General features: G+C 59.8%; 21 protein-coding genes and 4 tRNA genes. 10 read left to right on the top strand and 15 right to left on the bottom strand.

Translation table 11 applies throughout. The features are described from left to right. Positions 1-17: 17 nt before the first annotated feature. Complete coding sequence (locus AC3IT9_RS08405; protein WP_150724574.1) at positions 18-671, top strand: HAD family hydrolase; 654 nt, start codon at positions 18-20, stop codon at positions 669-671. Positions 672-784: 113 nt separating this feature from the next. On the opposite strand, the gene AC3IT9_RS08400 is transcribed toward AC3IT9_RS08405, so the two are convergent. Then, the gene (locus AC3IT9_RS08400) at positions 785-1,747 is read right to left on the bottom strand and encodes a zinc-binding dehydrogenase (RefSeq protein WP_489272657.1); all 963 of its coding nucleotides are present in this window, start codon (positions 1,745-1,747) and stop codon (positions 785-787) included. A 138-nt stretch (positions 1,748-1,885) separates the two neighbouring features. On the opposite strand from AC3IT9_RS08400, the gene AC3IT9_RS08395 reads away from it, so the two are divergent. Further along, the gene (locus AC3IT9_RS08395) at positions 1,886-3,967 is read left to right on the top strand and encodes a carboxy terminal-processing peptidase (protein ID WP_191624999.1); all 2,082 of its coding nucleotides are present in this window, start codon (positions 1,886-1,888) and stop codon (positions 3,965-3,967) included. A 146-nt stretch (positions 3,968-4,113) separates the two neighbouring features. Further along, positions 4,114-5,904 (top strand): bifunctional diguanylate cyclase/phosphodiesterase, encoded by a 1,791-nt coding sequence (locus tag AC3IT9_RS08390; RefSeq protein ID WP_150753356.1) that lies wholly within the window; start codon positions 4,114-4,116, stop codon positions 5,902-5,904. Positions 5,905-5,928: 24 nt separating this feature from the next. Here the strand turns inward: AC3IT9_RS08390 and AC3IT9_RS08385 are convergent, their stop codons facing one another. The 5 genes from AC3IT9_RS08385 to bamJ form a co-directional block, all read right to left on the bottom strand. Continuing rightward, complete coding sequence (locus AC3IT9_RS08385; protein WP_489272655.1) at positions 5,929-6,336, bottom strand: SEL1-like repeat protein; 408 nt, start codon at positions 6,334-6,336, stop codon at positions 5,929-5,931. Continuing rightward, entirely contained in the window at positions 6,337-6,708 is a 372-nt protein-coding gene (locus AC3IT9_RS08380; protein ID WP_007898892.1) for a hypothetical protein, read from the bottom strand. It abuts the gene before it with no gap. Next, entirely contained in the window at positions 6,705-7,046 is a 342-nt protein-coding gene (locus AC3IT9_RS08375; protein WP_150724569.1) for a helix-turn-helix domain-containing protein, read from the bottom strand. The genes AC3IT9_RS08380 and AC3IT9_RS08375 overlap by 4 nt, the downstream gene beginning before the upstream one ends. Before the next feature lie 114 nt (positions 7,047-7,160). Continuing rightward, complete coding sequence (locus AC3IT9_RS08370) at positions 7,161-7,616, bottom strand: YkvA family protein (protein WP_489272653.1); 456 nt, start codon at positions 7,614-7,616, stop codon at positions 7,161-7,163. Positions 7,617-7,908: 292 nt separating this feature from the next. After that, the gene (gene bamJ / locus AC3IT9_RS08365) at positions 7,909-8,625 is read right to left on the bottom strand and encodes a BamJ family beta-barrel-assembly machinery protein (protein ID WP_150753358.1); all 717 of its coding nucleotides are present in this window, start codon (positions 8,623-8,625) and stop codon (positions 7,909-7,911) included. A gap of 269 nt (positions 8,626-8,894) precedes the next feature. Here bamJ and AC3IT9_RS08360 point away from each other — a divergent pair, with 269 nt between their 5' ends. After that, positions 8,895-10,697 (top strand): di-heme-cytochrome C peroxidase, encoded by a 1,803-nt coding sequence (locus tag AC3IT9_RS08360; RefSeq protein ID WP_489272651.1) that lies wholly within the window; start codon positions 8,895-8,897, stop codon positions 10,695-10,697. A gap of 28 nt (positions 10,698-10,725) precedes the next feature. Beyond that, complete coding sequence (locus AC3IT9_RS08355) at positions 10,726-11,862, top strand: catalase family protein (protein WP_489272650.1); 1,137 nt, start codon at positions 10,726-10,728, stop codon at positions 11,860-11,862. A gap of 190 nt (positions 11,863-12,052) precedes the next feature. Here the strand turns inward: AC3IT9_RS08355 and AC3IT9_RS08350 are convergent. The 4 genes from AC3IT9_RS08350 to AC3IT9_RS08335 all read right to left on the bottom strand — a co-directional run bounded on the left by AC3IT9_RS08350 (position 12,053) and on the right by AC3IT9_RS08335 (position 12,594). Then, a tRNA-Asp gene (locus tag AC3IT9_RS08350) sits at positions 12,053-12,129 on the bottom strand. A 19-nt stretch (positions 12,130-12,148) separates the two neighbouring features. Then, positions 12,149-12,224, bottom strand: a tRNA-Val gene (locus AC3IT9_RS08345). Positions 12,225-12,422: 198 nt separating this feature from the next. After that, positions 12,423-12,499: transfer RNA gene (locus AC3IT9_RS08340), tRNA-Asp, on the bottom strand. 19 nt (positions 12,500-12,518) lie between these two features. Next, positions 12,519-12,594, bottom strand: a tRNA-Val gene (locus tag AC3IT9_RS08335). Positions 12,595-12,753: 159 nt separating this feature from the next. Here AC3IT9_RS08335 and rdgC point away from each other — a divergent pair. From rdgC to sugE, 3 genes are all read left to right on the top strand, one after another. After that, positions 12,754-13,674: a recombination-associated protein RdgC gene (rdgC, locus tag AC3IT9_RS08330; RefSeq protein WP_007969735.1), complete on the top strand. Its 921-nt coding sequence runs from the start codon at positions 12,754-12,756 to the stop codon at positions 13,672-13,674. Positions 13,675-13,822: 148 nt separating this feature from the next. Next, the gene (locus AC3IT9_RS08325) at positions 13,823-14,788 is read left to right on the top strand and encodes a bile acid:sodium symporter family protein (protein ID WP_489273490.1); all 966 of its coding nucleotides are present in this window, start codon (positions 13,823-13,825) and stop codon (positions 14,786-14,788) included. A gap of 118 nt (positions 14,789-14,906) precedes the next feature. Continuing rightward, on the top strand, positions 14,907-15,221 hold the full coding sequence (gene sugE, locus AC3IT9_RS08320; RefSeq protein WP_007977599.1) for a quaternary ammonium compound efflux SMR transporter SugE: 315 nt from the start codon (positions 14,907-14,909) through the stop codon (positions 15,219-15,221). 124 nt (positions 15,222-15,345) lie between these two features. Here the strand turns inward: sugE and AC3IT9_RS08315 are convergent, their stop codons facing one another. From AC3IT9_RS08315 to AC3IT9_RS08305, 3 genes are all read right to left on the bottom strand, one after another. Further along, complete coding sequence (locus tag AC3IT9_RS08315; protein ID WP_489272649.1) at positions 15,346-17,220, bottom strand: MFS transporter; 1,875 nt, start codon at positions 17,218-17,220, stop codon at positions 15,346-15,348. Between the two features lie 96 nt (positions 17,221-17,316). Beyond that, positions 17,317-18,468, bottom strand: coding sequence for a TDT family transporter (locus AC3IT9_RS08310; RefSeq protein ID WP_489272648.1), 1,152 nt, complete (start codon positions 18,466-18,468; stop codon positions 17,317-17,319). Between the two features lie 105 nt (positions 18,469-18,573). Next, positions 18,574-18,885, bottom strand: a complete 312-nt coding sequence (locus AC3IT9_RS08305; RefSeq protein ID WP_095945939.1) for a cupin domain-containing protein — start codon at positions 18,883-18,885, stop codon at positions 18,574-18,576. A 373-nt stretch (positions 18,886-19,258) separates the two neighbouring features. Between AC3IT9_RS08305 and AC3IT9_RS08300 the strand changes: the two genes are divergently transcribed. After that, positions 19,259-22,729 (top strand): hybrid sensor histidine kinase/response regulator, encoded by a 3,471-nt coding sequence (locus AC3IT9_RS08300; protein WP_150724561.1) that lies wholly within the window; start codon positions 19,259-19,261, stop codon positions 22,727-22,729. Between the two features lie 34 nt (positions 22,730-22,763). Here the strand turns inward: AC3IT9_RS08300 and AC3IT9_RS08295 are convergent, their stop codons facing one another. Both AC3IT9_RS08295 and AC3IT9_RS08290 read right to left on the bottom strand, forming a co-directional pair. Beyond that, complete coding sequence (locus AC3IT9_RS08295) at positions 22,764-24,128, bottom strand: DNA recombination protein RmuC (RefSeq protein ID WP_353743027.1); 1,365 nt, start codon at positions 24,126-24,128, stop codon at positions 22,764-22,766. A 175-nt stretch (positions 24,129-24,303) separates the two neighbouring features. Beyond that, positions 24,304-24,627, bottom strand: a complete 324-nt coding sequence (locus tag AC3IT9_RS08290) for an SEL1-like repeat protein (protein ID WP_080925238.1) — start codon at positions 24,625-24,627, stop codon at positions 24,304-24,306. A 1,007-nt stretch (positions 24,628-25,634) separates the two neighbouring features. Between AC3IT9_RS08290 and AC3IT9_RS08285 the strand changes: the two genes are divergently transcribed. Next, the gene (locus AC3IT9_RS08285; RefSeq protein ID WP_007898912.1) at positions 25,635-25,859 is read left to right on the top strand and encodes a hypothetical protein; all 225 of its coding nucleotides are present in this window, start codon (positions 25,635-25,637) and stop codon (positions 25,857-25,859) included. The last annotated feature ends 269 nt before the right edge of the window (positions 25,860-26,128 follow it).

The following is a 26,128-nucleotide window of genomic DNA, read 5'->3' as shown; positions in this document are numbered from 1 at the left end:
AAGAGAGAACTGCACTGATGGCCCTGGCAATTTTTGATCTGGACGAAACCCTGATCCACGGCGACTGCGCCTCACTGTGGAGCGAGCAAATGGTCCGCCTCGGCTGGGTCGATGGCGAATCGTTCCTGCGTCGCGACAAGGAATTGATGGATGCCTACGGCCGGGGCCATCTGGCCATGGAGGACTACATGGCCTTCAGCCTGGAACCGTTGATTGGTCGTACGCCTGAAGAAGTCGCGCACCTGGTTGGTCCGTGGGTGGAGGACTACATCGAGCCGATCATTTTCAGTGACGCCACCAAAGCCATCGCCGCGCATCGCAAGGCCGGCGACCGGATCCTGGTGATCTCGGCCTCGGGCACGCATCTGGTCGGCCCCATCGCTGAGCGCCTTGGCATCGACGAGATTCTCGGTATCGAACTGGAAGTGACTCATGGCGTTTACAGCGGCCATACCGTCGGCACCCTGACCTACCGCGAAGGCAAGATCACTCGCTTGCTGGAGTGGCTGGATGCAGAAGAGGAAAACCTTGAAGGCGCGAGTTTCTATTCCGACTCACGCAATGACCTGCCGCTATTGCTGAAGGTGGATTACCCCCACGTGGTCAACCCGGATCCGGTGTTGCGCGAGCAGGCTGAAAAGGCTGGCTGGCCGATCCACCTCTGGAAGTAACCCAAATCCCCTGTGGGAGCGAGCTTGCTCGCGATAGCGGTGTGTCATTCAATAATGTTTTGACTGACTCGACGCCATCGCGAGCAAGCTCGCTCCCACAGTTTTTTGTGTGGTCAGCTCAGGCTCTCGTCAATCACCAATACAACTTTCCCCGCCACATTGTTGCTCGCCAGCTCGGCAAACGCCGTCTCGGCATCCTTGATCGGGAATGTCCTGGCCAGTTGCGGGCTCAAGCGTCCCTCGGCAAACAGCGGCCACACGTGCTGGCTCAGATCACTGAACAGATCCGCCTTGAATTGATCGTCACGGCTGCGCAGGGTCGAACCCAGCAACTGCACACGCTTGGCCAGCACCTGGGCCAGATCCAGCTTGGCCTCGCGGCCGCCCATCAGACCGATCAACACCCAACGGCCATCCTGGGCCAGCAGCTTGAGGTTCAAAGCCGCGTAATTGCCGCCCACCGGGTCGAGAATCACGTCGAACGGCCCCAGATCCCGCAGGCTCTCCAGATCGTCATTACGCACCACGCCGCCCTGGGCCCCCAGCGCTTCGCAGTACGCCAGTCGCTCGGCGGAGCCAACACTGACCCAACACGGGTTGCCGAAGGCCTTGCACAGCTGAATGGCCGCTGAACCAATTCCACTTGCCCCGGCATGCAGAAGAACTTTCTGACCCGGTTTGAGCGCAGCCAGTTGAAACAGATTCAGCCAGACAGTTGCATAAACCTCGGGCAATGCTGCCGCTTCAACCAGTGACATTCCGTCGGGAACCGGCAGCACGTGCCGCCCGTCGACTACCACCTCTTCGGCCATCCCGCCCCCGGCCAGCAAGGCGCAAACCCGATCGCCAATCTGCCAGGAGGACCCGGCGCCAACCTCGCTGATCACGCCCGAGCACTCTAGACCAAGCACTTGGCTAGCCCCCGGCGGCGGCGGATAAAGGCCTGCCTTCTGCAATAAATCGGCGCGATTGAGACCCGCTGCCGACACTCGGATACGAACTTGCCCTACATCGCATGTAGGACTCGGCTCATCAACCCACACCACTCGACCGTCAACGCCTTGCAATGCTTTCACAGTGCCTCCATAGTGAGTCTGGACTGAGCCCGAAGCTGTAGCGCCGGGCTTTTTGCATTATGCGACCGGCTCCCAAAGAACCGGCGACTTCAAAGACGGCCTAATATGCGTTATCAATTGTCCCCGCGTCGAATCAGCATGAAGCATCTGTTCCCCAGCACTGCCCTCGCCTTATTCATCGGTATCGGCTTGCTGCCGATGTCGAGCAATACTTTCGCAGCCAATAGCTGGGACAAGCTTCAACCCGATCGTGACGAAGTGATCGCCAGCCTGAACGTCGTGGAGTTGCTCAAGCGCCACCACTACAGCAAGCCGCCACTCGATGACGCACGCTCGGTGATCATCTACGACAGCTACCTCAAGCTGCTGGATCCGTCGCGCAGCTACTTCATGGCCAGCGACATTGCCGAATTCGACAAGTGGAAGACGCAGTTCGACGATTTCCTCAAGAGCGGCGACCTGAACGCCGGGTTCACCATCTACAAGCGCTACCTGGACCGTGTAAAGGCGCGTCTGGACTTCGCCCTTGCCGAGCTGAACAAGGGCGTCGACAAGATCGACTTCACCACCAAGGAAACCTTGCTGATCGACCGCAAGGACGCCCCTTGGCTCAAATCCACCGCAGAGCTCGACGACCTGTGGCGCAAACGCGTCAAGGACGAAGTCCTGCGTCAGAAGATCGCCGGCAAGGATTCCAAGCAGATCCAGGAAACCCTGACCAAGCGCTACAAGAACCAGTTGGCGCGCCTGGACCAGACCCGCGCGGAAGACATCTTCCAGGCGTACATCAACACCTTCGCCATGTCCTACGACCCGCACACCAACTATCTGTCGCCGGATAACGCGGAGAACTTCGACATCAACATGAGCCTGTCCCTCGAGGGCATCGGCGCCGTGTTGCAGAGCGATAACGACCAGGTGAAAGTCGTGCGCCTGGTGCCGGCAGGTCCGGCGGACAAGACCAAGCAGGTTGCACCGGCCGACAAGATCATCGGCGTTGCCCAGGGCAACAAGGAAATGGTCGACGTCGTGGGCTGGCGCCTGGACGAAGTGGTCAAGCTGATCCGTGGTCCGAAGGGCACCGTGGTGCGCCTGGAAGTCATCCCGGCCAGCAATGCACCGAACGACCAGACCACCAAGATCGTGCCGATCACCCGTGAAGCGGTGAAGCTTGAAGATCAGGCCGTGAAAAAATCGGTCTTGAACCTGAAGCAGGACGGCAAGGACTACAAGCTCGGCATTATCGAAATCCCGGCGTTCTATCTGGACTTCAAGGCCTTCCGTGCCGGCGACCCGGATTACAAGAGCACCACCCGCGACGTCAAGAAACTGCTGACCGAGTTGCAGAAAGAGAAAGTCGACGGCGTGGTCATCGACCTGCGCAACAACGGCGGCGGTTCCCTGCAAGAGGCCACCGAGCTGACCAGCCTGTTCATCGACAAAGGCCCGACCGTGCTCGTGCGTAACGCCGATGGCCGCGTCGATGTCCTGGAAGATGAAAACCCGGGCGCGTTCTACAAAGGCCCGATGGCGTTGCTGGTCAACCGCCTGTCCGCCTCGGCTTCGGAGATTTTTGCCGGCGCCATGCAGGACTACCACCGCGCGCTGATCATCGGCGGTCAGACATTTGGCAAAGGCACCGTGCAGACCATTCAGCCGCTCAACCATGGCGAGCTGAAACTGACCCTGGCCAAGTTCTACCGGGTTTCCGGGCAGAGCACCCAGCATCAGGGCGTCTTGCCGGACATCGATTACCCGTCGCTCATCGACACCAAGGAAATCGGTGAAAGCGCCCTGCCGGAAGCCATGCCGTGGGACACCATCAAGGCGGCGATCAAGCCTGCGCTCGACCCATTCAAGCCGTACATTTCGCAGCTCCAGTCCGAGCATGACGTGCGTACAGCCAAGGATGCGGAGTTCGTGTTCATCCGCGACAAGCTGGCCCTGGCGCAGAAGCTGATGACCGAGAAAACCGTCAGCCTCAATGAAGTCGAGCGTCGTGCCCAGCACGCCGACATCGAAGCCAAACAGCTGACCATGGAAAACATCCGTCGCAAGGCCAAGGGCGAAGAACCGCTCAAAGAGCTGAAGAAAGAAGACGAGGACGCCATTGCGGCCGAGGATGACAAGACCAAACCGGAAGACGACGCCTACCTCAGCGAAACCGGGCGGATTCTGCTGGACTACCTGAAACTCAACACGGCAGTGGCCAAGCACTGAGTTTTCACAAGCAACTGATGGCAATTTAATGTTGACGCTCCCCGGAGCGTCATCAAACAGTCATCACTCTGTCGTGAAATAAAGGACCGGGCGTGCTCTTTTTACCAAGGGCACGCTCGGTCCTTTTTTTATCGCCAGAGATCGCCATGACCACAACCGAACAGCTGAGTGCCTTGAGCTCGATCCTGAGTCAAAGCGGTTTGCACAGCCTGTTCCAACCGATCATCAGCCTCTCTGAACGGCGCATTCTCGGCTACGAAGCCCTCAGTCGCGGCCCCTCCAACAGCCCGCTGCACTCCCCTGTCGCCCTGTTCGCCGTCGCCCGCCAGGCCGGACGCCTGAGCGAGCTGGAAATTGCCTGCCGCGAAAGCGCTTGCCGACGCTTCAATGAGCAACAACTGCCTGGCATGTTGTTCCTTAACGTGTCCCCGGAGTCCCTGCTCGAAGCGGCCCATCAACCGGGGCGCACCCTGCAATTGCTGCAGGATTTCGGCATTGCGCCGAGCCAGGTGGTCATCGAGCTCACGGAACAGACGCCGACGGATGATTTCCAGCTGTTGCAAACCGCCCTGCATCACTATCGGGCGATGGGGTTTTCGATTGCACTGGATGATCTGGGGGCGGGCTATTCGAGTTTGCGCTTGTGGTCCGAACTGCGGCCCGATTACGTGAAAATCGACCGGCATTTCATTGATGGCATTCATCAGGACGCGCTCAAGCGCGAGTTCGTCGGCTCGATCCTGCAAATCGCCAAGGCCTCGCGGGCGCAAGTCATCGCCGAAGGTATCGAGCTCCAGGAAGAACTCACGGTGCTGACCGAAATGGGCGTGGACCTGGTGCAGGGCTATCTGCTCTGCCGCCCCCAGGAACACCCGCCACGGGAGGCCCGGGCATTGATGCCCCGACAGGACAGCATCGCCGTTGTCCTGAGCGAAGACGGCAGCGACCTCAGCGCCCTGCTCAACGAGCTCCCCGCGGTGAACCGGGACACCCCGACCGCCACGGTGCTCGAAGCCTTTCGCCGCCAGGCCAACCTGAACTCGCTGGCAGTCCTGGATGAACAGGGTCAGCCCTGCGGCATTGTCCATCGTCATTCGCTCTCCGACGCCCTGCTCAAGCCCTTTGCCACCGACCTGTTCGCCCGCAAGCCCATCAGCCGCCTGATGAACGATGACTTCCTCGCCGTCGAACTGAGCCAGTCCCTGCAACAGGTCAGCCGCCTGATCACCAGCCGTGCCCGCCAGCGCATCGAAGAAGATTTCATCATCACCCTCAACGGCGGTTATCTGGGGTTGGGCCGGGTGATTGACGTGCTCAAGCTGATCACGGAACTGAAGATCCAGCAGGCCCGCTATGCCAACCCGCTGACCTTGCTTCCGGGCAACGTGCCGATCCAGCAATGCCTGACGCGGCTTCTGCAACAGCGACGGGAATCGGTGATCTGCTACGTGGACATTGATAGCTTCAAACCCTTCAACGACATCTACGGCTATGGTCGCGGCGACGAAGTCCTGCTGTGCCTGGCGCAATGCCTGAACGACCGCGTCGACCCGTCCCGCGACTTCGTCGGCCATATTGGCGGTGATGATTTCCTGCTGGTACTCAGCCCGGAAGACTGGCGCAAACGCTTGAACCAGTTGCTCGACGACTTCCAGAGCCAGTGCCGACGCTTCTACCGCAGCGAACACCTGGAAGCCGGCTGCTTCATCGCACCCAATCGCCAGGGTCAGCGCCAGGAGTTTGCGTTGTTGTCGCTGTCGATCGGCGTGGTGCATTTGCATCCACAGGCCTGTGAACAACTCGATGCGAGCCAGTTAGCCGAGATGGCATCGCAGGCCAAGCACCATGCGAAGAATGTGCAGGGCTATAGCGTGTATGTGATTGATAGCCTGGTGGTTTCGACTGAAGATGAGGTGCTCGTTTCCGGGCATCGATAAGGGTGCTGTTCGGCATCACTGCAATCAACGAGGCGCAGAGGAAGACTTCAGCTCTTCGAGCTTGATCGCCGCCAACGGATGCCCGGCCTTCGCCGCGAGCTCCCAGAATCGCACCGCTTCGACCGGGTCCGGTGCCTTGCCCGCCGTCCCGGCCAGACTGATCACGCCCACTTGATACGCCGCCTTGCCATCGCCCGCCAAGGCCGCCAGGCGCAACAAACGCACGCCCTCCTCACGAGCACCGAGGCCGACGCCGCGAAACGTCAGGATGTGCCCATAGAAGCTCTGGGCGCCGACATCGCCCAGGTTGGCCATGCGTGCGAACTGGCCTTCGAGCCAGTGCCAGCCGCGTGGCTGACGGACAAACCATGGCCAGTGAAACAATCGGCGCGCGAGCCAGTAACCGGCCCGCGCCTTGAGTTGTAAAAACACTCAGGCCTCGGCCGATTCCGGGTATTCGTACTCGAACACCCGCACCACTTCCGAAGCATGCCAGGACGCGGCGGCAACGCCGTCCGACGGCCCGGAAAAACGCCCGAGACGCTCGACACATTCAAAGAATCCGGTGCGCGGCAAGCGGCTGGCGCCCTGACTGATCACCAGTGAACTGCGCAATGGTTGCTCCGCCCTGGCGTCCAGGGCCGCCAGATGCTCAAGGGCCGCCGTCAGGGTTTGCATGGCCGGAGTCGGCAACTGCAAACGTTCCAGTAATGCCCGATACGTCAACAGATGGCGCTGGCGACGCGCCTGATCCAGTTCGCCTAGCAATCCGTCCCAATGTTGACGACTGATGCGTACGCTCACGATTCATCCCTCCACCCCGGCACCGTCAATTCCCAGGCCAGGCTGCGACGAATCGCGGCGTCGGGCAGACGCTCGCCACTTTCGATCATGGCCAGGTAAGACGGGCTGATGCCTACCGTGCGGGCCAGCGCCTCGATGGCGATGCCCTTCCCTTCGCGCAAACTGCGTAGTTGATCCAGACCCGGAAGAATCGCGTCTGGTGTTGCCGCCTGAAGCTTCGTGGCTTGAGGTGACGCTTGCTCCTTGACCCCCGCTGCTTTCAGTAACGCCTGATACTGAGCCCATGGCAGAACCGCATATTCGGGTTCGCCTTCGCGTGTAATTATCTGAATATCCATGACTACCCCGTAGGACAACAACACTTAGCGAGTCGGCACTTTTCCCTAGAAGTGTAATCCTAACAGCGGCCAAGGTCGCGGGGGGCATCAATCTGTGAACAGGTCGAAATCGACTCAGTGTTTTTTCGGGCCTTGAAGTTGCAGTTGCTCGGGGGTATCAGGCAGACGCTCGACCACCGCGAGCTTCTCCGGCACCTGCCGTTTGCGCCAGGCGCGGAAGGCATTGAGCTCGTCATCGAGCACTTTCATCAGCCATGCCAGTACCGCGATGTCATCGAACATGCCGAACACTGGAATGAAATCCGGGATCGCATCCAACGGACTGAGGAAATACATCAGGCCCGCGACAACCGAAACCAGCGCCTTGGGGCTGATGGCTCGATACTCACCACGCCAGTAGGCCAGGCAGAGTGCCTGCAACAGCTTCAAGTCGTCCTTGAGCTTGCCCAGTCGATAGCCCTGGCTCGCGCCTTTGCTGGCAACCGCGAACAACAGCGTCGGCAATCGGCCACGTGCCAGCAGGCGTCCGGCCAGTGGCAGGAAACGAGCGAAATTCCAGGGTATTTTCATCATTCCTCCCATTGAAATGTTATCCACACAAATTGTGGATAACCTTGTGAACAGAGCTGCTTTTCACCGCTGTAAGGCCCGTTTTACAAGGCCTGCGTTCAGATCGGGCATTTTTTACTCATCAAAAAAAACCTATAATTTCATTGACTTGGCGGTCTTGTACGTCTACCGCCGACACTACTATGCCTAAGACTCCGGCCTAGAGCGTCTGTTCGTTTTGTTTACTCGTGCCGAACGCCAGATGCAACAACGCCCCGCATAAGCGAGGCGTTGTTATCGAAGCAGACGCTGGTTACTGGGCAGCGGCGTCTTCTTTTGCCGGATCCTTGATGGCCAGCAGTTCCAGGTCGAATACCAGCACCGAGTTGGCCGGAATCGCCGGGCTTGGGCTTTGAGCGCCGTAAGCCAGGTCAGCAGGGATGTACAGTTTGTACTTCTCGCCAACGTGCATCAGTTGCAGGCCTTCGACCCAACCCGGGATCACACCGCTGACCGGCAGATCGATCGGGCTGCCGCGCTCGACGGAACTGTCGAATACGGTGCCGTTGGTCAGCTTGCCGGTGTAGTGAACGGTCACTACATCAGTCGCCTTTGGCTGAGGGCCATCGGCTTTCTGCACGACTTCGTACTGCAAGCCCGAAGCGGTGGTGGTCACGCCGGCTTTCTTGGCGTTATCTTCGAGGAATTTCTTGCCGGCAGCGGCCGACTCTTCGCTCATCTTGGCCATGCGCTCTTCGGCACGCTTTTGCAGTGCGGCGAACGCCTCGACCAATTCTTCGTCTTTGAGCTTCTGCTCTTTCTTGCCGACGGCGTCTTCGATGCCCTGGGCTACAGCTTTGGAGTCCAGGTCATCCATGCCTTCCTGAGCCAGGCTCTTGCCCATGTTCAGGCCAATGCCGTAGGAAGCTTTTTGCGCCGGAGTTTTCAGCTCTACGCTGGTCTGCGAATCACAACCCGCGAGTACCAGGCCAACCAGGGCTACCGCCGCCGCCAACCGATGCTGTTTCATGCTATTTCCTTGTTCATGCGCCTAAAGGGCAATCGAGTAAAGCCGCGAGCTTATCAGGCCGCCACGACCAATGGCTACCGGCATGAGAGCCGGAAACAATTGATAAGTTCAGGTGTTTAAACGCATTTCACAATTCGGCTGATGAAGCTTCTTTCATCTTGTTCCGACGCAGGCTCATTCCTGAACCTACAATATCTGGTGTAATGGCCTCTTGCCGCACCCTGGGGACTAGGGCATAACGGCATGAAAATTCGACAAGGATGTTTATCTTGCGCCTCTTCTTTCGCTTGCTGGTTCTCATCGCAGTACTGCTCGGGCTGGTCATGGCCGTGGTTCTTTACTACGTCGCCAACCCGAAATTGCCGGCCTGGTCGCCTGCACAACAGGTGCATTACCTGGAGCAATGGAGCGCCGCCGATCGCGAGACCTATTACTTCACACCCCAGGGCACTCAGGTCAAAGGCTTGCGCTACGACTGGTTCACCGCCCTCGAACTGCCCTTCTCGCAGCAACGTTTCGCCGCCCCCGAATACCTCGCCCGCTTCGGTTTCCTGGTGGACCCTGGCCAGAAACCGACACCGAACAACCCCGGCAACCTCCCGGCAGGCTTTACCCGGCACCAGAATACGGGGAGCCCGGATGTGTTTCTGGATATCACCTGCGCGGCTTGCCACACCGGTGAACTGCGTTTCAAGGGTCAGGCCGTGCGTATCGACGGCGGCTCGGCGCAGCATGTCCTGCCGTCCAGTGTTCCTACGCTCAAAGGGGGCAGTTTCGGACAGGCTCTGGTGGCCAGCCTCGCCTCCACTTACTACAACCCGTGGAAATTCGAGCGCTTCGCACGCAACGTGCTCGGCCAGGACTACGAGATGCGCCACCAACAGTTGCGCAAAGAATTCAAATCTTCAATGGATACGTTCCTCAAGGTGGCCTGGAACGACACCCATCGCGGGCTCTATCCGACCGAAGAAGGCCCGGGGCGAACAGACGCCTTCGGGCGCATCGCCAACGCCAGCTTCGGTGATGCGATTTCCCCCGACAACTACCGTGTGGCCAATGCCCCGGTCGATTATCCGCAGTTGTGGGACATGTGGACGTTCGAATGGGTGCAGTGGAACGGCTCGGCGAAACAACCGATGGCCCGCAACATCGGCGAAGCGCTGGGCGTCGGCGCCACGCTGAACTTCTTCGACAAGAACGGCCAGCCGCTGATGGACGACGCCCGCTATCCCTCCAGTGTCCGCGTGCGCGACCTGCACCTGATCGAAGAAACCCTGCAACGACTCGCGCCTCCGACCTGGCCGGAAGATCTGTTGGGCGCGGTCGACAAACCCCTGGCAGCCAAGGGCCGCGCCCTGTTCGCCGAAAACTGCGCAGGTTGTCATGTACCGCGCACCAGCCAGGGCGAGGGACGATACGTCCAGCACCTGAAGATGCTCCCGGTGGATTACATCGGCACCGACCCCGGCGCGGCCAACAACATCGCCGACCACCGCTTCGACCTGACCGCGCTGCAATGGAAGCAGGCGGAACTGGAAAAACTCGATGTCGAGCCAAAACCCGACGAACCGCTGGACCTGAGCAAGATGTCTGTGGCCAAGGGGCTGGCCTATGTCACGGCATTTGTCCGGGACCGCGCGTATCAAGACGCCAATGTCACCCCTGCCGAGCGTCCTGCAATGGACGGTTTCGGCCTGCCGATCGGCGTGCGCGAATTGCGTTCGTACAAGGCCAGGCCATTGGCGGGTGTATGGGCGACAGCGCCGTTCCTGCACAACGGCTCGGTACCGAGCCTTTATCAATTGCTGTCGCCTCAAGATGAGCGTGCGACCACCTTCTATAAAGGCACGTTCGAGTACGACCCGGGACACCTGGGTTACCGCACCGAAGCCTTTACCAACGGTTTCCTGTTCGACACGCGAATCACCGGCAACCACAACAGCGGCCATGAATTCCGTGCCGGCAAACTCGGCAATGGCGTGATCGGCCGCGGGTTGCAGCCGCAAGAACGCTGGGCACTGCTGGAATATCTGAAGGTGCTGGGCGGCCCGCTGGAAGCGCAATTGCCATGACCACAGCCGCAGTTAAAAGGACGTTCCCATGCTGATAACTCTCTGGCTGCGCCTGGGCGCCTTCCTCGCCAGGCTGTTGCTGTGGTTGCTGGGTCTCGGCGTGCTGGGTTGGGCCCTGGCCAGCGCCTGGTTTGCCTGGCAGCATCGCGGGCCGGTCTCGGCGCAGGAGTTGGTTGCGGACAACGAAGCCGCGATGACCCGGGACATCATCCAGACCGCCGTGCGCATCGTCGATCAGCACCGTGAAAGCACCCGCTACCTGCGCGACGCCCATGCCAAGGCCCACGGCTGTGTGAAGGCCGAGGTTCAGGTGCTGCCGGAACTGCCAGGCGAGCTGCGCCAGGGCGTGTTCAGCGAGCCGGGGAAAATCTGGCAAGCGACGATGCGCCTGTCCAACGGCAATGCCTACCCGCAGTTCGACAGCATCCGCGACGCACGGGGCATGGCGATCAAACTGTTCGATGTGCCGGGCAAGCAACTGTTGAGCGATCAGCAGGGGCGAGGTGAACAGGACTTTGTGATGTTCAGCCACCCGAACTTCTTTGTCAGTAATGTCGCCGAATACCGTCAGAACGTCGCCGCCCAGGCCGACGGTAAAAAGATGATGGCCTTCTTCCCCGGCCGGGATCCACGGACCTGGCAGGTTCGCCACCTGTTCATTGCCCTGGCGACACTGGCCCCTGCCCCGTCGAGCCCGACCCAGACCACGTATTTTTCGGTTTCGCCCTACAAGTTCGGTGAAGCCAATGCGAAGTTCCGGGTCATGCCCGATCCGGACAACTGCCCGGCCTACAACCTGCCGGAACAGAATCGCAAGTTGCCGAACTTCCTGCGCAATGCGCTGAACCAACAGCTGTCGACCGACCGGGTGCCTGCGTGCTTCGCCTTGCAGATCCAGCGACAGGACGCCAACAAGTACATGCCGATTGAAGACACCAGTATTGAGTGGAGCGAGGGCGATGCGCCATTCGAGACGGTGGCGCGGATCAAGGTGCCGGCGCAGGACTTCGATACACCGGCGCTGAATCTGCAATGCGACAACCAGTCGTTCAATCCCTGGTTCGGCGTCGAGGCGCACCGTCCGATTGGCGGGATCAATCGCCTGCGCAAAGCCGTGTATGAAGCCGTCAGCGACTACCGACACAGGCGCAATGCCGGACTGTAGGAGCGAGCTAGCTCGCGAAGAAGCCATGGGCGCCGCTGGGTATCTGAATTTACGCGTTATCGTTCACGACCTTCGCGAGCTGGCTCGCTCCTGCAGAGAGCGAGGAAAGCCAAATCCCGGACAGCAAAAAGCCCGCACAAGGCGGGCTTTCTGTGGTGACCTGGCGTTCAGTGTTCCAGGTTACCGAATATGGCGCAGCGGACGGGACTCGAACCCGCGACCCCCGGCGTGACAGGCCGGTATTCTAACCGACTGAACTACCGCTGCGCGTAGCGTTGAAAGTAAGTGGTGGGTGATGACGGGATCGAACCGCCGACATTCTGCTTGTAAGGCAGACGCTCTCCCAGCTGAGCTAATCACCCTTTACCTTCGTTGCGGGGCACATTATGCCACAGGTTTTTATAAAGTGTTGATTTATTTGAAGTTTTTTTCAAAAAATCTAAAAACCGGTGAAACGATGCAACCCACAGGAACAACAGTGAAACTTGAGGCAGAAAAAAGCCCGCCTAAGCGGGCTTTTCCGTGGTGACCTGGCGTTCAGTGTTCCAGGTTACCGAATATGGCGCAGCGGACGGGACTCGAACCCGCGACCCCCGGCGTGACAGGCCGGTATTCTAACCGACTGAACTACCGCTGCGCGTAACACTTGAAACGAATGGTGGGTGATGACGGGATCGAACCGCCGACATTCTGCTTGTAAGGCAGACGCTCTCCCAGCTGAGCTAATCACCCTTCGCTTCGGTGTGGCGCGCATTCTACGGAGCGACCCAACCTCTGGCAAGCACTTTTTAAAATAATTTTCTCAGCCCTTCCAAAGGCTTAGAGAAAGGTTGGCCTATGGCACGGCGAAGACAATAATGCCCCCCTTTGTATAAAGGAGAGACTCACCCCATGTGGTTCAAAAACCTGCTTATCTATCGCCTGACCCAAGATCTGCCTGTTGATGCCGAGGCGTTGGAAACTGCACTGGCCACCAAACTGGCGCGCCCATGTGCAAGCCAGGAGTTGACCACCTACGGTTTCGTCGCGCCGTTCGGCAAAGGCGAAGATGCGCCACTGGTACACGTCAGCGGTGACTTCCTGCTGGTGTCCGCGCGCAAGGAAGAACGTATTTTGCCGGGCAGCGTCGTGCGTGACGCGGTCAAGGAAAAGGTCGAAGAGATCGAAGCCGAGCAAATGCGCAAGGTCTATAAGAAGGAACGCGATCAGATCAAGGATGAAATCATCCAGGCCTTCCTGCCTCGCGCCTTTATCCGTCGCTCGTCGACCTTCGCCGCCATTGCGCCGAAACAGGGCCTGATCCTGGTCAACTCGGCCAGCCCGAAACGCGCCGAAGACTTGCTGTCCACCCTGCGCGAAGTGATCGGCACCCTGCCGGTGCGCCCACTGACCGTGAAGATGTCCCCGACCGCGACCATGACCGAGTGGGTCACCACCCAGAAAGCCGCGGACGACTTCTTTGTGCTGGACGAGTGCGAACTGCGCGACACCCACGAAGACGGCGGCATCGTGCGTTGCAAGCGCCAGGACCTGACCAGCGAAGAAATCCAGTTGCACCTGAGCACCGGCAAAGTGGTCACTCAGCTGTCCCTGGCCTGGCAGGATAAACTGTCGTTCGTCCTCGACGACAAAATGGTGGTCAAGCGCCTGAAGTTCGAAGACCTGCTGCAAGACCAGGCGGAACAGGACGGCGGCGACGAAGCCCTGGGCCAACTGGACGCCAGCTTCACCCTGATGATGCTGACCTTCGGCGACTTCCTGCCGGCACTGGTTGAAGCGTTGGGTGGCGAAGAGACCCCGCAGGGGATCTAAAAGCTTGTGATCTCAAATTGTGGGAGCGGGCTTGCTCGCGAAAGCAGAGTGTCAGTCGACATAGGTACTGACTGGTACTCCGCTTTCGCGAGCAAGCCCGCTCCCACATTTGGTTTTGTGGTGCTACTTAATGAAAAAGGATCAGGCCATGCGTGCACTGGCTGCATTGAGTCGTTTTGTCGGCAACACCTTCGCTTTCTGGGTACTGATTTTCGCCGTTGTGGCATTCCTGCAACCGGCGTGGTTCCTCGGTCTCAAAGGCGCCATCGTGCCCTTGCTGGGGCTGGTGATGTTCGGCATGGGCCTGACCCTCAAACTCGAAGACTTCGCCGAAGTCGCTCGCCATCCATGGCGCGTGGCCCTGGGCGTGGTTGCACATTTCGTGATCATGCCGGGCGTGGCGTGGTTGCTCTGCCAAGTGTTCCACTTGCCGCCGGAAATCGCCGTCGGCGTAATTCTGGTTGGCTGCTGCCCGAGCGGCACGTCGTCGAACGTGATGACCTGGCTGGCCCGTGGCGACCTGGCGCTGTCGGTGGCCATCGCCGCCGTCACCACCCTCCTCGCCCCGCTGCTGACGCCGGCGCTGATCTGGCTGCTGGCCTCGGCCTGGTTGCCGGTGTCGTTCATGGAGTTGTTCTGGTCGATCCTGCAAGTGGTGCTGTTGCCGATCGTGCTGGGCGTGGTTGCCCAACGGGTGCTCGGCGACAAGGTTCGCCACGCCGTGGACGTGTTGCCGCTGGTGTCGGTGGTCAGCATCGTGATCATCGTCACGGCCGTGGTGGCCGCCAGCCAGGCGAAGATTGCCGAGTCCGGCCTGTTGATCATGGCCGTGGTCATGCTGCACAACAGCTTTGGCTACCTGCTGGGTTACTTCACCGGGCGCCTGTTCAAGCTGCCTCTGGCCCAGCGCAAGTCCCTGGCCCTGGAAGTCGGCATGCAGAACTCCGGGTTGGGCGCCGCGTTGGCGAGCGCACACTTCTCGCCGCTGGCGGCGGTGCCCAGTGCATTGTTCAGTGTCTGGCACAACATTTCCGGGGCATTGCTCTCCACGTATTTCCGCCGCATGAGCGAGAAGCAGGATCGGGAAATGGCGGCGCAACAGGTCAGTGACTGACTCGAAAACTTGATCCCCGGGTTAATGCTGGGCACTATATTGCGCATCGCGAGGACGACCTCGCGGCTCGATCGAGTCATTAATCAGGGGACGACCCCGTCAGACGATGGAGGTCTTCATGTCCTGGATCATTCTGTTTTTCGCCGGCCTGTTCGAAGTCGGCTGGGCCGTCGGCCTCAAGTACACCGACGGTTTCACCCGCCCGCTCCCCACTGTGTTGACCGTTGCGGCCATGGCTATCAGCCTTGGCTTGCTCGGCCTTGCAATGAAGGAATTGCCGCTGGGTACGGCCTATGCGATCTGGACCGGTGTCGGCGCCGTGGGCACGGTGATCGCCGGGATCATTCTGTTTGGCGAATCCATGGCGCTGGTGCGCTTGGCGAGTGTGGCGTTGATCATTTCCGGGTTGGTTGGCCTGAAGGTCAGCGCTTAACTTTCAGACCGCCATCGCGAGCAGGCTCGCTCCCACAGAGATTGAAGGCGTGCCTACTGTGTGTGGCACAACACAAAACCTGTAGGAGCGAGCCTGCTCGCGAAGAGGCCCGCACAAACAATCGCTATCTGACAGCCCCGCGCAACTCCCCCACCATCGCCTGCAACTTCGCCGGCTCCGCCACTTCAACCGCCACCGCCGGCCCCGCCACCAACGTCACCCGCGACCACAGGCGATGGAACAGTCCCTTGCCCGGATCGCGGCTGAAGAAACTCCCCCACAACCCCTGCAAGGCCAGCGGAATCACCGGCACCGGCGTCTCTTCGAGAATCCGCGTCAACCCGCCCTTGAACTCATTGATCTCGCCATCGGCGGTCAATTTACCTTCGGGGAAGATGCACACCAGCTCACCGTCCTTCAGATACCGGGCAATGCGCGTGAAGGCCTTTTCGTAGATCTGGATGTCTTCCTGACGCCCCGCAATCGGAATCGTCCCCGCGGTACGAAAGATGAAGTTCAGCACCGGCAGGTTGTAGATCTTGTAGTACATGACAAAACGAATCGGCCGACGCACCGCACCGCCAATCAGCAAGGCGTCGACGAACGACACGTGGTTGCACACCAGCAACGCCGCGCCTTCATCGGGGATCAGATCCAGATTGCGATGCTCGACGCGGTACATGGAATGGCTGAGCAGCCAGATCATGAAACGCATGGTGAACTCGGGGACGATCCTGAAGATGTACGCGTTGACGCCGATATTCAGCAACGACACCACCAGGAACAGCTGCGGGATCGACAGCTCGGCCACACTCAGCAAGACGATTGAGACAATCGCTGACACCACCATGAACAACGCATTGAGGATGTTGTTGGCGGCAATCACCCGCGCCCGTTCGTTCTCCACGGTACGTGACTGGATCAGCGCGTACAGCGGCACGATGTAGAAACCGCCGAAGACGCCCAGGCCGAGGATGTCGAGCAATACCAGCCAGGCGTGACCAAAACCGAGGATCTCGATCCAGCCATGGCCGGCGGTGCTGTCCGGTATTGAGCCGGAATGCCACCACAGCAGCAGACCGAAAACGGTCAGGCCGAACGATCCGAACGGCACCAGACCAATCTCGACTTTGCGCCCCGAGAGTTTCTCGCACAGCATCGAACCCAATGCGATACCGACCGAGAACACCGTCAGAATCAGCGTCACCACGGTTTCGTCGCCGTGCATCCACTCCTTGGCATAGGCCGGGATCTGCGTCAGGTAAATCGCCCCGACAAACCAGAACCATGAGTTGCCGACAATCGAGCGTGACACCGCCGGCGTTTGCCCCAGGCCCAGTTTCAACGTGGCCCAGGACTGGCTGAAAATGTTCCAGTTCAGGCGCATTTGCGGCGTGGCGGCCGCTGCCCGGGGAATACTGCGACTGGCCAGGTAACCGAGCACGGCAGTGCCGATTATCGCCATGGACACCACCGGCGCGTAATGCGCCGAAGACATCATGACCCCGGCGCCAATGGTGCCGGCAAGGATCGCCAGGAAGGTGCCCATTTCCACCAGGCCGTTACCGCCTACCAGTTCTTCTTCATGCAGGGCTTGCGGCAGGATCGAGTATTTCACCGGCCCGAACAGCGCCGAGTGGGTGCCCATGGCGAACAGCGCCACCAGCATCAACGACAGGTGATCGAACATGAAGCCGACGGCGCCGACCGCCATGATGGCGATTTCCCCAAGCTTGATCAGGCGGATCAATGCGTCCTTGGCGAACTTTTCCCCGAATTGCCCGGCCAGGGCCGAGAACAGGAAAAACGGCAGGATAAACAACAGCGCACACAGGTTGACCCAGATCGAGCGGTCACCCTCGATGGTCAGCTTGTACAAAATGGCCAGGATCAACGACTGCTTGAACACGTTGTCGTTGAACGCCCCGAGGGACTGGGTGATGAAGAACGGCAGGAAGCGCCGGGTGCGCAGCAAGGTGAACTGTGAGGGGTGACTCATCTTCCATGTGTCCCTGATGATAGGTAACGAGTGGCCTGGATTCTTATTGGATTATCAAAAGTCGATCCAGGCCACACCTTACCTAATCTTTGACGGTTATTTCTTCAATCCGGCAATGCACGGCGAGACAAACAGCTCGCCACGCCAGGCGCCCAGCACCGTGCGCTTGCCGACGATCAGCCACATCACCGCCAGCAATGCCACCAGCACGCAGCCAAACACACTGAAGAACGTCAGGTTCAAGGTACTGGCCAGCTTCAACGTTGCCAGAGAATAGACGCCCAACGGGAAAGTGAAGCCCCACCAGCCGAGATTGAAAGGAATGCCGGCACGCAGGTAGCGCACAGTGATCAACAACGCCATCAGCATCCACCACAGGCCGAACCCCCACAGGGTGATGCCGGCCACCAGACCCAATCCAGCGGCAATCTCACCGACTCCCGGCATACCGTTGGCCGCGAAAATCAGCGGTGCATCACCGCCCAGTACCAGCATGCCCAGCGCACCGGTGCCGATCGGGCCAAGGGCCAGCCAGCTCGAGGCGGCCATGTTTTCGTGGGGCAGTTTATGCAGGGCCATGCGCAGCAGCAGAATGGTCAGGATGCTGAAGGCCACCGGCAGGGAAAAGGCCCAGAGCACGTAGCTGGTCACCAGCACCACCAGTTGCGAATGAGCGTCGGCCAAATGCGGCGCCAACAGGCCACCGCTGGCGGCCGCCACTTCTGCCGCGACCACCGGCAACAGCCAGACCGCTGTCATCTGGTCGATGCTGTGCTCCTGACGGGTGAACATCATGTAGGGAATCAGCACGCCACAGGCCAGCGACATGGCCACATCCAGCCACCACAGCACTTCGGCGACGTGAATCACCCCTTCGCCCCAGCGCGGCAGGCCGAATACCAGGAAGCCATTGATGATGGTCGCCAGGCCCATCGGGATGGTGCCGAAAAACATCGAAACCGTGGAGTGGCCGAAAATTCGCCGCGCCTCGTCGAAAAACAGCACCCAACGCGCCGTGTATAACGCGGTAAACAGCAGGAACAGAGCGATATTGAACAGCCAGAGGGCTTCGGCAAAGGCGTGCAAGGCAGGCATGGCAACCGGCAATTGCGCCAGTGCCAACGCCAGCACGCCGGTGCCCATGGTGGCCGCGAACCAGTTGGGGGTGAACTGGCGGATCACCTCGCGGGGATGCTGCAAGTGGCTGAAAGGTTTGATTCCGGGCTTGATGCTATTGGCGCATGTCATGGCGAACTCCTGTCCTCTCGTGAGGTAGAGCCCATGTTAGATCCGAATCGAATATCTATATAACGGGTAATATCTCTATATCTTATCTATATCACTTATATAGTGTCAGACACTCCCTTCCGACTCGATCACCAGTATCCGAGCCGGTCCTAGCGGATGCGCCACATGCTCAGTGCCAACCGAGGCATGAAAAATGTCACCGACCTCCAGCAAGGCTTCCCGCTCCACCCCCTCTTCGCGATAACGCATCTGCACCTGGCCATCGAGCACCACGAACACTTCCTCGCCATCGTTGACGTGCCACTTGTAGGGCTGATCGGTCCAGTGCAGCCGCGTGGTGATGCCGTTCATGCTGGCGATGTCCAGCGCGGCCCAGGCACGCTCGCCAGTGAACGATTTGCTGCGGATGATCTTCATGGTCCGATCCTTCGAGTGAGCTGAGAGGGGCCAAGGCTAACTCAATTTTACCGGTTGGCCTCGCAGCCCCTGGCCGAACGTGATCGCAATAGACTCACCATTGCGCTAAGAGCCAGCACAATCAGAGCTGCGCCATGAGGTTGCATTGAATCAGTGAAGCCCCCATCGCGAGCAAGCTCGCTCCCAAAATTTGCCTGCCACCCACAATCCCTGTGGGAGCGAGCCTGCTCGCGATGGGGCCAATCCAGACACTGCAAATTCCCCTGCGACACCCCACCACGCCACGACCTTGGTCGACACTGACTAACGCTGACGGTCGTGCGAGACTGTCAGTCCGGGCGGGAGGCCCGGATATCTTTTGTCTGGAGTCCCCATGTCGCTGTCCACCGGGCTGATTGCCGTCGTAGCCCTGGCCTATATGGCCATCCTGTTCGCCATCGCCTTCTATGGCGACCGTCGCAGCGCGCCCTTGCCGCCGCGTGTGCGCGCCTGGGTGTACAGCCTGTCGCTGGCAGTCTATTGCACCAGCTGGACGTTCTTCGGTGCCGTGGGCCAGGCCGCCGAACAGCTCTGGTCGTTCCTGCCGATCTACCTCGGGCCGATCCTGTTGCTGGTCGGCGCTCCGTGGGTCCTGCAAAAAATGGTGATGATCAGCAAACAGGAAAACATCACCTCGATCGCCGACTTCATCGCCGCACGCTATGGCAAATCCCAGTCGCTGGCGGTGGTGGTGGCGCTGATTTGCCTGGTCGGCGTATTGCCCTACATCGCGCTGCAACTCAAAGGCATTGTGCTCGGCGTGAACCTGCTGATCGGCGCCGGTGCCGATGCCATGGGCACCCGTGCCCAGGACACCGCGCTGATTGTGTCGCTGGTATTGGCGCTGTTCACCATTGTCTTCGGTACCCGCAACCTCGACGCCACGGAGCACCACCGCGGCATGGTGCTGGCCATCGCCTTCGAATCGCTGGTCAAACTGTTCGCGTTTCTCGCCGTCGGCGCCTTCGTGACCTACGGCCTGTACGACGGTTTCGACGACCTGTTCGACCAGGCCATGTTGGCGCCGCGACTCGAACAGTACTGGAAGGAAACCATCAACTGGCCGTCGATGGTGGTGCAGACTGGTGTGGCGATGATGGCGATCATTTGCTTGCCGCGGCAGTTCCACGTGACCGTTGTCGAGAACATCGACCCTCAGGATCTGCGCCTGGCCAAGTGGGTATTCCCGGCCTACCTCGCCCTCGCCGCATTGTTTGTCGTACCGATCGCCCTGGCCGGCCAGATGATGCTGCCCAGTTCGGTGTTGCCGGACTCGTTCGTCATCAGCCTGCCCCTGGCCCAGTCGCATCCGGCGTTGGCCCTGTTGGCGTTTATCGGTGGCGCATCGGCGGCCACCGGCATGGTGATCGTGGCCAGCGTGGCGCTGTCGACCATGGTTTCCAACGACATGCTGCTGCCGTGGCTGCTGCGTCGCAACAACGCCGAGCGCCCGTTCGAAGTGTTCCGCCAGTGGATGCTGTCGGTGCGCCGCGTCAGCATCGTGGTCATTCTGCTGCTGGCCTACGTCAGTTATCGCCTGCTGGGCTCGACCGCCAGCCTGGCGACCATTGGCCAGATCGCCTTCGCCGCCGTGACCCAGCTGGCCCCCGCCATGCTCGGTGCGCTGTACTGGAAACAGGCCAACCGCCGCGGTGTTTTCGCTGGCCTCGCCGCAGGCACCTTCCTGTGGTTCTACACCTTGATCCTGCCGATTGCCGCCCTCAGCCTCGGCCTGTCCTTGAGCACCTTCCCGGGGCTGGCCTGGCTGCACAGCAATCCACTGAACCTGCCGATCACCCCGCTGACCCAGGGCGTGGTGCTGTCGCTGGCAGGCAACTTCACGCTGTTCGCCTGGGTCTCGGTGCTGTCGCGCACCCGGGTTTCCGAGCACTGGCAGGCGGGCCGCTTCATCGGCCAGGAAATCAGTGCCCGCCCCAGCGCACGCTCGATGCTTTCAGTGCAGATCGACGACCTGCTGCAACTGGCGGCGCGCTTCGTCGGCGAAGAACGCGCCCGTCAAAGCTTCATCCGCTTTGCCTATCGCCAGGGCAAAGGCTTCAATCCGAACCAGAACGCCGACAGTGAATGGATCGCCCATACCGAACGCTTGCTGGCCGGTGTGCTCGGTGCCTCTTCGACCCGCGCGGTGGTAAAAGCCGCCATTGAAGGCCGGGAGATGCAACTGGAAGACGTCGTGCGCATCGCCGATGAAGCCTCGGAGGTACTGCAATTCAACCGTGCATTGTTGCAAGGCGCCATCGAGAACATCACCCAGGGCATCAGCGTGGTCGACCAGTCACTGAAGCTGGTGGCCTGGAACCGTCGCTATCTGGATTTGTTCAACTACCCGGATGGCCTGATCAGAGTCGGCCGGCCCATCGCCGATATCATTCGCCATAATGCCGAGCGCGGCCTGTGCGGCCCCGGCGAAGCCGAAGTTCACGTCGCGCGTCGCCTGCACTGGATGCGCCAGGGCCGCGCGCACACTTCCGAACGACTGTTCCCCAATGGCCGGGTGATCGAGCTGATTGGCAACCCGATGCCGGGCGGTGGCTTCGTCATGAGTTTCACCGACATCACCGCGTTCCGCGAAGCCGAGCAGGCGCTGACCGAAGCCAACGAAGGCCTGGAGCAACGAGTTACCGAACGGACCCACGAATTGTCGCAGCTCAACGTTGCCCTGACCGAAGCCAAGGGCACCGCCGAAGCGGCCAACCAGTCCAAGACCCGTTTCCTCGCGGCCGTCAGCCATGACTTGATGCAACCGTTGAATGCGGCGCGGCTGTTCTCCGCCGCCCTCTCCCACCAGGACGATGGGTTGTCCGGCGAAGCGCAGAAACTGGTCGGGCACCTGGACAGCTCGCTGCGCTCGGCCGAGGACTTGATCAGCGACCTGCTGGACATTTCCCGTCTGGAGAACGGCAAGATCAACCCGAATCGCCAGCCATTTGCGATCAACGAACTGTTCGACACCCTCGGTACCGAGTTCAAGGTGCTGGCGCGAGAACAAAAACTGGAGTTCCGCGTTCGCGGCAGCGCGTTGCGTGTCGACAGCGACATCAAATTGCTGCGGCGGATTTTGCAGAACTTCCTGACCAACGCTTTCCGCTATGGCAAAGGGCCGGTGCTACTGGGGGTTCGCCGGCACAAGGAAGCATTGAGCCTGGAAGTCTGGGACCGTGGGCCGGGTATTCCGGAAGATAAACGACAAGTGATTTTCGAAGAGTTCAAGCGCCTCGACAGCCACCAGACACGGGCCGAAAAAGGCCTCGGCCTGGGGCTGGCGATTGCTGACGGGCTATGTCGCGTGCTCGGTCATACCTTGCGCGTACGCTCTTGGCCGGGACGCGGTAGCGTGTTCAGCGTCAGCGTGCCGCTGGCCCGGGCGCAAACCGCAGCGCCGGTCAAAGTCGCCGAACTCAATGGCAAATTGCTCAATGGCGCGCAGGTGCTGTGTATCGACAACGAGGACAGCATCCTGATCGGTATGAACAGCCTGCTCAGCCGCTGGGGTTGCCAGGTCTGGACCGCGCGCAATCGCGAGGAATGCGCCGCGTTGCTTGACGAAGGCATGCGCCCGCAATTGGCGCTGGTGGATTACCACCTCGATCATGGCGAGACCGGCACCGATTTGATGGCCTGGTTGCGCACGCAGATGGGCGAGCCGGTTCCCGGGGTGGTGATCAGCGCCGATGGCCGGCCGGAGACGGTCGACCTGGTGCACGCCGCGGGGCTGGATTACCTGGCCAAACCGGTGAAACCGGCGGCGTTGCGGGCGTTGTTGAGCCGGTATTTGCCGTTGTAACGAGGTTCAACACAGGGTCTACGTTCGCCCGGGGCTACTCCGGCAACTCGACCAACCCGTCCACATCGGTCATCGCCCGCTCCAACAAATCCGCCGGCAGGCTCTTGCTCGCCCGCGCGCCCAGCAGCTTGAGCTGTTCACTGCGACTGACCAGGTTGCCACGCCCCTCTGTCAGCTTGTTGCGTGCCGAACTGTAGGCCTTGTCCAGTTGCTGCAGGCGATTGCCGACTTCGTCCAGATCCTGGATGAACAGCACGAACTTGTCGTACAGCCACCCGGCCCGCTCGGCGATTTCCCGGGCATTCTGGCTCTGGCGCTCCTGCTTCCACAGACTGTCGATGACGCGCAGGGTCGCCAGCAACGTGGTCGGGCTGACGATTACGATGTTGCGGTCGAACGCTTCCTGAAACAGCGTCGGCTCAGCCTGCAACGCAGCAGAAAACGCCGCCTCGATCGGCACGAAGAGCAACACGAAATCCAGGCTGTGCAGGCCATCGAGGCGCTTGTAATCCTTGCCGGCCAAGCCTTTGACGTGATTACGCAACGACAGCACGTGCTGCTTGATGGCGATCTGGCCGATGGCCTCGTCCTCAGCCGCCACATACTGCTGATAGGCCGTCAGGCTGACCTTGGAGTCGACCACCACCTGCTTGTCGCCTGGCAGATAAATGATCACGTCCGGCTGGAAGCGCTCGCCGTCCGGTCCCTTGAGATTGACCTGCGTCTGGTACTCACGGCCCTTCTCCAGCCCCGCATGCTCAAGCACACGCTCGAGAATCAGCTCGCCCCAGTTGCCCTGGGTCTTCTGCCCTTTCAAGGCGCGGGTCAGGTTGGTGGCTTCATCGCTCAAGCGCAAATTCAGCTGTTGCAGACGCTCCAACTCCTTGGCCAGGGAGAAACGCTCACGGGCCTCGTTCTGATAGCTTTCCTCGACACGCTTTTCGAAGGACTGGATGCGTTCCTTCAGTGGATCGAGCAACTGCCCCAGGCGCTGCTGGCTGGTTTCGGCAAAACGCTGCTCGCGCTCATCGAAAATTTTCCCCGCCAGCTCGGCAAATTGCGCGCGCAACTCGTCCCGCGAACCTTGCAGGTCGTTGAGGCGTTGTTGATGACTGTCCTGTTGCTCGCGCAATTCGGCGTTGAGCGACGCGGCCTGGGCATCCAGACGGCGCAATTCGGCTTCTTTGCCGGCGCGTTCGATATTCCACGCATGGGCGGCGTCCCGGGCGTCGTCACGCTCGATCTGCAGCAGCTCGACTTCACGACGCAGCGCAGCCAGATCAGCCTGTTTGGCGGCGTTGGCATGGGTCAGGTCAGCCGTTTCATCGCGGCTGGATTCCAGCTGAGCATTCAATCCGTCCTGCGCCAGTTGCGCCATGGCCAGGCGTTCTTGCAGCAGCGCGACATCGGCTTGCGTGGCGCTGGTCCGACGCTGAAGTTGCCAGGCCAATACCAGCAACGGCAACGCTGCCCCTGCCAGCCCCAGCAATACGCTGGTCAAGTCCATTGCCATAGCCACTCCTGCCATTCGGATAAAGCCTGAAGGTTAACCAAGGCGTCCGGTCTTGGACAGCTCAGTCTTCGATCAGCCCCAGTTCCTGTTGAGCACGGTGATCGCCTGCCCGAGCGGCCTGACGCAACAGGTCCTGACCGATCCGGCGGTCCCGGGCATTCCCGCATTCGCGGCACATCAACTGGCCAAGGCGACTTTGCGCAGCCACCACGCCTTCACGGGCCGGTTGCTTGAGCAGACGTCCGGCGATGTGTTTGACGTTACGGTTTTCGCCCAGATGCGGACTGTCCAACAGCCACTCCGCCACGCGCATGGAAAAGCGCTTGGTAGGGGCAACAGAGGGTGGTGTGGAGGAAGAGGAAACGGAGGCTGAGCGAAACTTCATAAAGCACTGTGGGGCAGATCAGAAGGCGCGCAACTTTACTCTCTTTTTCTTACAGGTAAAGCTGAAAATATCCCGGGACGCCCGTCCTAGAGCAAGCGCTCGGGACAATCCACAGAAGCTGTGGATAACTCAGTGGACAACCGCTCTCCAACCCGCTCAAAGCCCTGTGGAATGGGGCTCGCAGTCAAACTGACGATTTTTTCACCAGTAAAAAAAAGCGATGTTTTTCATTGACTTAAATTTTGGTTACAGGCAGCCATTACGCTTGAACATGAGATGACAGCGGGGTGACAGACCGCGCAACTAATGTGCACAAGTGCCTTTGCGACGGTTATATCAACGCACTTTTTCGGCGCATTTTTTTGTCGTGCCTGGGGATAAGCCCTGGCAAACCCACTGTTCAGGCGGCTGCGTTGCTACAAACTTCGATGACCGGTAGTCGGATTCTGTTCGAATACAGGGCGTGTCAATCGCAGGCCGCGCAGCTTTATGCGCATCTCTACATGGTAAAACAGCCCGATCAGGCACCTGCCGGGAAATTCTTTTCGCTAACACACTTCCCTTGGCCAGTTCAATCCGTTAGTATCCGCGGCGTTAGTACCAAGCTGAAAGTCAATTCTGGTCGAACAAATCCCCCCGGTCAGCCTTCCCGACGGAAGCCTCCACCGAACAAGCGGGATCGACCACCTCGATGGTTTCCAGGTAAATCTTGCGCCAACACAACCTTTGAATCGAAAGCAAAGGGTGTTGCTCCGCCTGCCTACTCTGCTCGAACCAACCTGCAAATTGATCAGGATCTTCACCCTGGGCCCAGAACCTTTGCCCTCGATGTGTTGCCTGCCCTCCTAAGTACCTACCTGCCAGCCCAAGCGCGCCAACTTATTAGCGCTTCAAACTGGCTGCTTTGTTCCAGTCGGGTTCTTCGTTCGATCAATGGTGATCGACGTTACTGGAACGTTTTAACGTTGCACGGTTCTTATCCGTGTCATTTGTAGGAACACCCAATAATGTCTACTCAAATCCACACTCAGGATGCCATTCGCACCCTAACCAACGCTTTTGCACCAATGAACTGCCTGATCATGGCCGCTCGCAAAGGCTGCTTCAGCTTCACCCTGGTCAACGAACACGGTATCGCTCGTCACAGCGAACGCCTGTACCCCGATCAATACTCCAGCGCCGAGCCGCTGCAGGCCGTGATCGAGCGTACCCGTCAGGCACTGGTTGCCTGAAACGCCAGAAAGGCTGAAAAACCCAAAAGCCCTGCCCGAAAAGCGGGGCTTTTTATTGCCTGATATTTCCCTTTCCTCGAATCACGACTAAGCACGATCCGATATAACGGTTATAACTGGTCGCTGGAAATATTTTAAAAACAGGCCTTTACAGCGCGAATATGACACTACACTTCAACTCAAGCGGCTTGACCCGCTTGCGGCGAGCCTGAGTCGATTCACTGCTGCCAAGCCCCCCTTCAGGTGTCGCCGTCCAACTCAGGTTTCGA

The organism is Pseudomonas sp. KH_046_1 (genome assembly GCF_057839025.1).
This window is presented reverse-complemented; position numbering and strand designations above follow the sequence as displayed.

Bases quoted from the DNA above. Each gene is read 5' to 3' on its own strand.
- AC3IT9_RS08405 (WP_150724574.1), top strand. From the start codon at position 18: ATGGCCCTGGCAATTTTTGATCTGGACGAAACCCTGATCCACGGCGAC.
- AC3IT9_RS08395 (WP_191624999.1), top strand. From the start codon at position 1,886: ATGAAGCATCTGTTCCCCAGCACTGCCCTCGCCTTATTCATCGGTATC.
- AC3IT9_RS08390 (WP_150753356.1), top strand. From the start codon at position 4,114: ATGACCACAACCGAACAGCTGAGTGCCTTGAGCTCGATCCTGAGTCAA.
- AC3IT9_RS08375 (WP_150724569.1), bottom strand. From the start codon at position 7,046: ATGGATATTCAGATAATTACACGCGAAGGCGAACCCGAATATGCGGTT.
- AC3IT9_RS08370 (WP_489272653.1), bottom strand. From the start codon at position 7,616: ATGAAAATACCCTGGAATTTCGCTCGTTTCCTGCCACTGGCCGGACGC.
- bamJ (WP_150753358.1), bottom strand. From the start codon at position 8,625: ATGAAACAGCATCGGTTGGCGGCGGCGGTAGCCCTGGTTGGCCTGGTA.
- AC3IT9_RS08355 (WP_489272650.1), top strand. From the start codon at position 10,726: ATGCTGATAACTCTCTGGCTGCGCCTGGGCGCCTTCCTCGCCAGGCTG.
- rdgC (WP_007969735.1), top strand. From the start codon at position 12,754: ATGTGGTTCAAAAACCTGCTTATCTATCGCCTGACCCAAGATCTGCCT.
- AC3IT9_RS08325 (WP_489273490.1), top strand. From the start codon at position 13,823: ATGCGTGCACTGGCTGCATTGAGTCGTTTTGTCGGCAACACCTTCGCT.
- sugE (WP_007977599.1), top strand. From the start codon at position 14,907: ATGTCCTGGATCATTCTGTTTTTCGCCGGCCTGTTCGAAGTCGGCTGG.
- AC3IT9_RS08315 (WP_489272649.1), bottom strand. From the start codon at position 17,220: ATGAGTCACCCCTCACAGTTCACCTTGCTGCGCACCCGGCGCTTCCTG.
- AC3IT9_RS08310 (WP_489272648.1), bottom strand. From the start codon at position 18,468: ATGACATGCGCCAATAGCATCAAGCCCGGAATCAAACCTTTCAGCCAC.
- AC3IT9_RS08305 (WP_095945939.1), bottom strand. From the start codon at position 18,885: ATGAAGATCATCCGCAGCAAATCGTTCACTGGCGAGCGTGCCTGGGCC.
- AC3IT9_RS08300 (WP_150724561.1), top strand. From the start codon at position 19,259: ATGTCGCTGTCCACCGGGCTGATTGCCGTCGTAGCCCTGGCCTATATG.
- AC3IT9_RS08290 (WP_080925238.1), bottom strand. From the start codon at position 24,627: ATGAAGTTTCGCTCAGCCTCCGTTTCCTCTTCCTCCACACCACCCTCT.
- AC3IT9_RS08285 (WP_007898912.1), top strand. From the start codon at position 25,635: ATGTCTACTCAAATCCACACTCAGGATGCCATTCGCACCCTAACCAAC.